General features: G+C 41.8%; 6 protein-coding genes. All 6 read right to left on the bottom strand.

The genetic code is table 11. From position 1 onward, the window contains the following. Positions 1-137: 137 nt before the first annotated feature. The 6 genes from NT175_00205 to NT175_00230 all read right to left on the bottom strand — a co-directional run bounded on the left by NT175_00205 (position 138) and on the right by NT175_00230 (position 7,909). Positions 138-1,265 (bottom strand): ATP-binding protein, encoded by a 1,128-nt coding sequence (locus NT175_00205; protein ID MCX6233135.1) that lies wholly within the window; start codon positions 1,263-1,265, stop codon positions 138-140. 232 nt (positions 1,266-1,497) lie between these two features. Continuing rightward, on the bottom strand, positions 1,498-1,635 hold the full coding sequence (locus NT175_00210; GenBank protein MCX6233136.1) for an ORF6N domain-containing protein: 138 nt from the start codon (positions 1,633-1,635) through the stop codon (positions 1,498-1,500). Between the two features lie 138 nt (positions 1,636-1,773). Continuing rightward, positions 1,774-3,855 (bottom strand): histidine kinase, encoded by a 2,082-nt coding sequence (locus NT175_00215; GenBank protein MCX6233137.1) that lies wholly within the window; start codon positions 3,853-3,855, stop codon positions 1,774-1,776. Positions 3,856-4,010: 155 nt separating this feature from the next. Further along, the gene (locus NT175_00220) at positions 4,011-4,802 is read right to left on the bottom strand and encodes a LytTR family DNA-binding domain-containing protein (GenBank protein MCX6233138.1); all 792 of its coding nucleotides are present in this window, start codon (positions 4,800-4,802) and stop codon (positions 4,011-4,013) included. Positions 4,803-4,977: 175 nt separating this feature from the next. Continuing rightward, entirely contained in the window at positions 4,978-6,705 is a 1,728-nt protein-coding gene (locus tag NT175_00225; GenBank protein ID MCX6233139.1) for a M14 family zinc carboxypeptidase, read from the bottom strand. A 64-nt stretch (positions 6,706-6,769) separates the two neighbouring features. After that, entirely contained in the window at positions 6,770-7,909 is a 1,140-nt protein-coding gene (locus NT175_00230) for a hypothetical protein (protein MCX6233140.1), read from the bottom strand. Between the last annotated feature and the right edge of the window lie 135 nt (positions 7,910-8,044).

An 8,044-nucleotide genomic window follows, 5' to 3' on the forward strand; every position in this document is an offset into this window, starting at 1 on the left:
TTTAATATGCCGTATACAGAAATAAGAAGACGGACGGGTAAATGCGATATCTTATTGTATATCTGAGCGTAAGCAATAATAAAAGGGTAAATCAAGGTAATAAAAATACGGGTAATTACTAACGTGAAAATCTATGATTAACTAAAAATAAACTCCAGGAAATTATCTTTATGGACAACGATAATTTCAGCGTCGGGATAGGCAGATAAAAAGATAGCAGCGGCCCTGGCTTTTTTTGTTTCCTGCCATTTAAATTCATAGCCATAAAGTTTCCCGTCAAATTCTTCGAGGTAATCGATTTCCTGCTGTCGGTTTGTGCGCCAGAAATAGACGTTTTTGAAAAGTCTCTGGTACTCATTATTTTTCAACCGCTCTGATATCATCATGTTCTCCCACAAAGCTCCTGTATCATTACGCAATGATAAAGGGTTAAACTGATTGATGACAGCATTCCTTATTCCATTATCGAAAAAATAAATTTTCTTCGACTGCCTGAGTTCGCTTCTCAGGTTCCTGGAAAACGAATTCAACCGGAAAATAATAAAGGCTTCCTCTAACAAATAGATATACCTTTCAACGGTTTCCTTATCGGCTTGCACCAGGTTAGCCAGTTCACGGTTTGAAACCTGATTTCCTATCTGGAAGGCAAGTGCTTTAACAAGTTTTTCCAGGATATCAGGTCTCCTGACTTCTTTAAGGGCAAAAACATCTTTGTATAAATAATCCGAAATTAATTCATTTAAAACGTCCCTTTCATTCCCTGCACGATTGATTACCTCCGGATATGAACCGTATATCATACGGGTTTCCACCGACCGGACCAAGTCAAGTTTATTCGTATGATTAGCAAATTCTGCCAGTGATATCGGAAAAAGATTAAATGTCCATTTTCTTCCGGTGAGTGACTCCTTGATTTTATCTGTAAGTTCAAAAGTACTTGAACCAGTTGCAGCCAATTGAATCTCAGGGCAATTATCATGAATGATTTTCAAGGTCAATCCCGAGTTTTCTAGCCTTTGTGCTTCATCAATGATTATTAACATACCAGGAGTGAAAAGTTCTTGAGCCCTGGTAGAGTTGATGCCGTTTAGAAGTTCCCGGTCCTCAGGATTGTCGGCATTAAGCCATAGAGTTTTCCCCGTAAATTTTTGCTGAATACTTTTCATCAGGGTGGTTTTACCGACCTGCCTCGGACCAAGTAAAAGAATTGTCTTACCAGTAAATAACCTGCTACTGATCAGATCCTCCAGTATTCTATTAATCATTTTAGTGGTTTTAACCGACAAATATACGCATTTTTGTCGAATTTTATCGACATAATACTAAAATTAACAATAATCCCATCCAAACGAAAACAAATTCCAAAATACAAGCACCAAATACCAAACAAGTTCCAAATTACAAAATCCAAAATATCAAACAGTTTGAGAGTTGGAATTTGAAATTTGTGATTTATTTGTAATTTGGTATTTGTAATTTGGTATTTGGTATTTTATCCTATGTTTTGTTTCGTTTAACTTGCTCGTTCAATCGAAAGGTTTTGACTCCGTATATTAGAGCAAGATCCGAGTCAAGCATCACTTTATTCCCTCTGATCAGCAGAATAGTCCTGTCAATTTTTTCAAAAGGGACCAACCTACTGATAAAATCCCAAACTCCAAATTCCAAATACCAAACAAGTTCCAAATCCCAAAATCTAAGTTTTCAAACAGTTTGAGTAATGGGATTTGTAAGTTGTGATTTATTTGGATTTTGGAATTTGGTATTTGGGATTTATCGCGATGCGATGGGTATTCCAAACATTACCTTTGTTCCGCAGGCTTCGCCCGATTCAGTAAAGAGATCGATGATGTCGAGGCTGATTTTTTTCTTAAGTTTTTTATTCAGGTTTACCAGCCGTTCGCGGGTGATGGAGGTGGCCATGGAAAGATGGTCTTTCTGTTGCTGGATCTCCACCTCACGGGCTTTCTCACGGCCAACTCCGTCGTCTTCCACCTCAAAATGGATCATGTTGCCCACTTGCTTAAACTGGATATTGATATGGCCTATGTTTTTTTTATGTTTGATACCATGCTCAATCGAATTCTCAATGAACGGCTGAGCCAGCATGGGCGGGATCATGACCGACTCAGGATCGAGTGCATCATCCACATCAATCGCATACTCAAACTTATTCCCAAAACGGATCTTTTGAAGTGCCAGGTAATTCTCGATGGTGCTGATCTCTTTCTCCAGCGGAACGTATTCCTGAGCTGAGTTATCCAGTACATTGCGCAGCAATTTTGAGAACCGGGTAAGGAATATACTCGCATTATCCGCCTGCTGGTTCAGGATAAAGTTCTGTATGCTGGCCAGGGAGTTGAATATGAAATGGGGATTCATCTGGGAGCGGAGAAGCTTTTGCTCCAGGACGAGAGCTTTATGGTCTGCCCTGTATCTCTTATGCTGGATCCAAAGCACAACAATCAACAAAATAATCAGGAATATACAGCTGACAGAAACAAGCAAAATCCTGGTCTGGTTAAGCTTTAAGCGACGAAACTCATTGTCTTTCACCAAACTGCTGATCTCCTGCCTTTTTAATTCATCCTCATGATCCGCCTGCTGGCCGATAATCTGCCTGGTCAGTTCATCCTGCGACTGTAAACTCTTTCCTTCTTCCAGTTTTTTCTGATACAACAATGCGTTTTTTAAATCACCAGTCAGCTCAAACAGCCGGACCAAATGGCTGAACATTATTACCCGCTGTGAGCGTATTTGGGTAACGCTCCAAAGTCTGATAGTGGGATCTGGTTCATCTATTTGGTCAATCTTGAGGAGGAAAGTATCGCTAACATTCAGCGCCCGAAGTAAATACATCTCAGCTCTCCCGAAACGTCCTTGGTCCAGTTCTATTTGGCCGAGTATTGATAAAGAACCGGCATAGATGTCGTAGCGTCCTGTTTTTTTTAATAGTTCAATAGCTTCTTTGGCATATTTATAGCCCTTGTCAGGATAGTTCATTTGGAAATAATAGTTATAACCGAGGTTTGCACACATTAATCCTTCCAGGAAATTCCTGCTAATAGTATCCTTAATCGCTCTTGATTGTTCAAACGCTTTTAGGTAATAAAACAGCGCCAGGGAGTCGCCTTTAGCCTGATAATAGCATCCATGATAATTATAAATATTGGTTAACCATACTTCAACGGGTGCCCATTTATAGTCCACATGAGGAATTAAATAATAATCGAGAGCCATGTTATTATATGCGATAGCGCTGTCCATCATCATATTTACCTCTTCGATAGAAAGAGAATCAATTTGTGCCAGGGTCTGGAGTTTATATCCATAAGCACAGCCAAGTGTCATATAAACTAACATTGCTGCTGAAGTATCGCTGGCGGCCAAAAAATTCCTTACCGCTCGATTATAATAGTCAAACATTTTTTCGGTATTGCGCACATATTCGTTAATGGAACCTAACATCAGTAGAAGATCACCAATCTCTCTGGCTGGTTCGAAAGGTTCAAGCATTCGCAAAGCAGAAAGATAGTTAGTCAGGGCATTTTTAATATCAGACTTGAAGTAATAACTATTTCCAATATTGAAGGTAGCCATTCCTTCTCCACGGGGATATTCAAGTTTTTCTGACAACTGAAGGGCCTCAGTAGCAAACCGAAAGCTGGAATCGAAACTGCGCGGGGCCAGCTGAAGGGAAAGATGGTTCAACAGATCGGCCTTTGTGGTACCTTCAGCCATCGGTAACAGGTTAAACAGGCTGTCGACCGCCTTTTGCCGGGTCTGATTCGGGATCTGGCAAAACACGATGGAGCAAGAAAAATACAATAAAAACAAAAAAATAACTCGCTTCATTGTCATTACGCTATGCTGTCATTGATTGCCATTAGAAACCTCATATTGATCATTGTTCACTGATCATTAATCATTGTCATAAATGGTCATTATGCTTCGCTGTCAATTATGGTCATTAAACTTTGCTGTCATTCGCTTATTGCCAACTGTCAACCTTATTCACTCAGCCTGCTGAACATCTCCAGCAATTCCTCCCGTTTCCGTGATGCTACCGGCACCTTGCTTTCATTGTCAAGGATAAGGTAACCGCCTTCGCCTTTCTCAAAACGTGCTATATGGGTTAAGTTGATAAGAAAGGATTTATGAACACGATAAAAGCCATGGTCGATGAGAAGCTCTTCGAATTCTTTGAGGTTTCTGGAAACAAGAATTCTGTTACCATTATGTAGATAAACGAACGCATAGCTTCCATCCGACTCAATGTACGATATATCCTGAACCCGGATCAGGTAAATATTATCGCTGGTTTTCAGGATGATCTTGCGATTTTTATTACTCTGGCTGGCCAGGTTCTCTTCCAAAGTATTTAACTGGGTATGGAATTCCTGCTGACGGACCTGCTCTGCCCTGTTAACAGCTTCGGTCAACTCTTCGGGATCGATTGGCTTGAGAAGGTAGTCCAGCGCGCTGAATTTGAATGCTTTGACAGCAAATTGCTCATAGGCAGTGATAAATATCACTTTAAAGTTGACAGGTTCCATCGCTTTTAACAGATCAAAGCCCGTCCCGTCGTCCATTTTGATATCCAGCAGTACCAGGTCAGGATGATGCTTTCGGATTGTTGCTATACCAGATTCCACTCCATCGGCAAGACCAATGATTTTCACATTCGGACAGCAGGCATGCAAAAGCTTGCTCAGCGTATCCCTCACAAGCGCTTCATCATCGATAATGATCGTGCGTAACATATCCAGACCGGTATCTTTCACAAATGTATGTGATTTCATGGGGCTTTGCAAATTAAACCACAGAGATCGCCAAGAAAGCGCAGAGGACGTAAGAGTTGATTTCGTATTTTAGCCTCTGCGTTCTTGGCGCCTCCTCTGCGTTCTCTGCGGTTTCAAAGAAAAATGACATGTCTGAGGTCAATTGTTTTCATCATTTCATTACATCGCAGCATTGTTACTTTACAACCACTATTTTTCCGGTTGCCGGTTGCCGGTTGACGGTTGGCGATAGGTGATAGAAATATACTCCTGCCTGCAATCCTTGCGCATTCCATTGCACCTGGTGAGTGCCTCTTGTTTGTTTCTCATTCACCAGCACGCCGACCTGCTGCCCGATAGAATTATAAATAGTTAGAGTCACATAATTATCCTCTAAAAGTTTAAATGAAAAAGTAACCTGATCAGATACTGGATTTGGATATGCTTCCACAATCAATTTATTTCGCAGACCGGTGCCAGCCTGTTCATCCATGCCAACGACATGTAATAAATTGATATCCACAACCGCCAGGGTATCACTTCCGACCTCCACGTTAGTAATAGTAACTGTATCAGTATTTTCAGCAAAAGCCTGAACCGTATATGTTCCCGGGAGCAGCAGACGGTCATAGCGGCCATAGAGGCTATCGGATGTGCGTGGCGCGACAAGCTCATTGTCTATTTCAACAATTCTGACAGTGGCAGCAATAGGTTCACCTGTTTCAGCATCCTTTATGTGCCCTGTGATGCCTCCTTTAAAAGCCCTTTCCAGTAAGTACAGGGCGCCATTCAGGTTATCGGCAGCAACCTGCTGCCCTATGGTGCCGGAGGGAATAAAAACATCGGCGGTTTCAATAAGAAATTCCAACGTACCGGTTGATTGATAACTCCAGTTCGGGCTCTGGCTTTCTGTTCCGTCAATAGCTCCGGCAAAATAATGGGTTCCACCTAATGATGGGATCATACCTGCTATCTGGTTGGCAATCGTGTACGTGAGTGCCCAGTCAGGCGAATTGGAATAGCCCATATACTTCACATAGTACACGATTTCGCCATATGAATGATAAGTGATGGACATGACCGGTTTATGTGTGAGGATAAAATCGCGTTTTGCCATAGTTTCCATTTCGGAAAATGGCGCTGGGCCCCTATAGGTTTCACTAGAAGGCTGCGGATCGCCATATTCCCACCAGAAGTCGTAGTTCCTGTTGAGGTCTACGCCATCGAAATATGGATCAAACAAGCCATTCCCATTGTTGTCGTGCAGGTTTTTTCTCCACCATGGGTAGACTAATGAGCTGTCAACGACATAATTCCATCCATCGGGATTCATGCAGGGTACGACAAAAATTTCGGAATAGTCGACCCACTGTGCGACCACCGGGTCGGTCGCATAATTGGAGACCAGGTAGCCGATGATCTTCAGACAGCATTCCATTGCCACAGGTTCACGGGCATGATGCATGCCGTCGTAAAGGATGGCAGGCTCATCTTCCTCAAGTTGCGGGTTGTCGGAAATTTTTAGTACCGGTATGGGTAAATGCATGACATGGCTGAATCCCAGCGTATCGAGAGTGACAATGTCAGGGTGGACCGTGGCAATAGAATCGAGATAAAACCACAACTCATCAAATGTATGATATTCAGGATCCACTGACAGAGGTGCAGGTGAAACGACGCGTACATCAAATCCTTTGTGCATGAGAAATTCAGCCTGGCTGATGGTCACAATAGCCTGAGCTTCGGGTTTCATGTCGTGAAACATCAGGGCAATCCCAGCCTTTTGGATGAAGTCGGTTTTATTGTCATTAAGGTCGGGAATCAGAATAATGTACTTCGGTTCACTTTCATTTCTTTCCTGTGCTGTGCTAAACACAGAGGAAGTAATAAGAATGCAAAAGAGTAAAATTGATTTGGTTTTCATAGGTTTATGTTTTTACCTCTCCCCTTCTCCCCGCCCCAATTGGGGAGGGGAAGGGGTGGGGCAGTTATTTCATCAATACCATCTTCCCGGTCGCCTGCATGGTTCCGGCCTGAATGCGGTAAAAGAAAATACCTGCAGGATATCCAGCCATTTGCACTTTAATGACTTTCTTCCCCGGATCCATTATATCATCGCATACAGTCTGCAAAAGATTTCCCCTTATATCATAAATCATCACTTTAACAGGTGACTGCCGTGCAATATCAAAGGTCAGCCAGGTATAATCTTTAAAAGGATCTGGATAATTCTTTTGATTCATCGAAGATGGACTTGATACCGGTTTGGGATATCCATCTATCAGAACTTCATACGCACCCATGTCAAAGGCATCGTTCAGTGGCCTGGCATCACCATTGATATCATACAGAGGGGCATATCGTGTATTTCCATGACAGGTATATTCTCCAATTCCCATGTTAATGCATTCACTTGCAACCTCCAGGGTGAGTAATACAGTATCACTGAACTGCGGATTGTAATTCATGATACCATCCCCGGTGATGAGTCCATTTCCAGGTATATAGATTAAGTTAGTATCAATGTTACTGTACGCAACCTCAATAAGATAACAATTTCCCCTGATCTCAGCACCGGAAGGAGCCTCGTCTTCCCAAAAGATCGAATTAAAAATGAGTGGATTAACGAAGTTTAAACTGATAGCACCACCCATCTGGGCCGTGTTATGTGAAAAGGAATTATTGACAATGCATGAGGAATGCTGGATTGGGTTATCACTTCCATCTAAAAATAAAGCGCCGCCTGACACACCTGCCTGATTGCCGGAGAAGACATTATTTTGCAAAATCAGGGTGCTGTAAGAGGACCAAATAGCTCCACCGAACTTGGCTGAGTCATTCAAAAAGTAATTGTTTTCAATGACATGCCAGTTTTGTGTCTGAGCAATCATAACTGCACCGCCATAGCCACTGGTTTTATTATCAGAAAAAATATTATTCGAAATCGATGAACCATCAACCAGATACCAGGCACAAATCCCCCCGCCATAATCTTTCTGTCCGCCTGAATTAAAGTTTTCATTCCCCGTTACTACATTATTTTTAAATGATAATTGTACCCACCCGAAAGTTGCTCCTCCTGCATAGGAATAATCTCCATTTGCCTCAATTTTGTTATTTATACTCATCTTTAACAGTTGAATTTTGTATATCATTCATTAGTAACAAAATAAGAGCTTCAAAATTTCTTTTGGCACCACAAATATAGCTTATGTATATATAATTTCATTCTATTCTTATTGTTGGAGGCATTGCTACGCCCA

This window comes from Bacteroidota bacterium, assembly GCA_026391695.1.
In the GTDB taxonomy this organism is placed as follows: Bacteria; Bacteroidota; Bacteroidia; order Bacteroidales; family JAGONC01; genus JAPLDP01.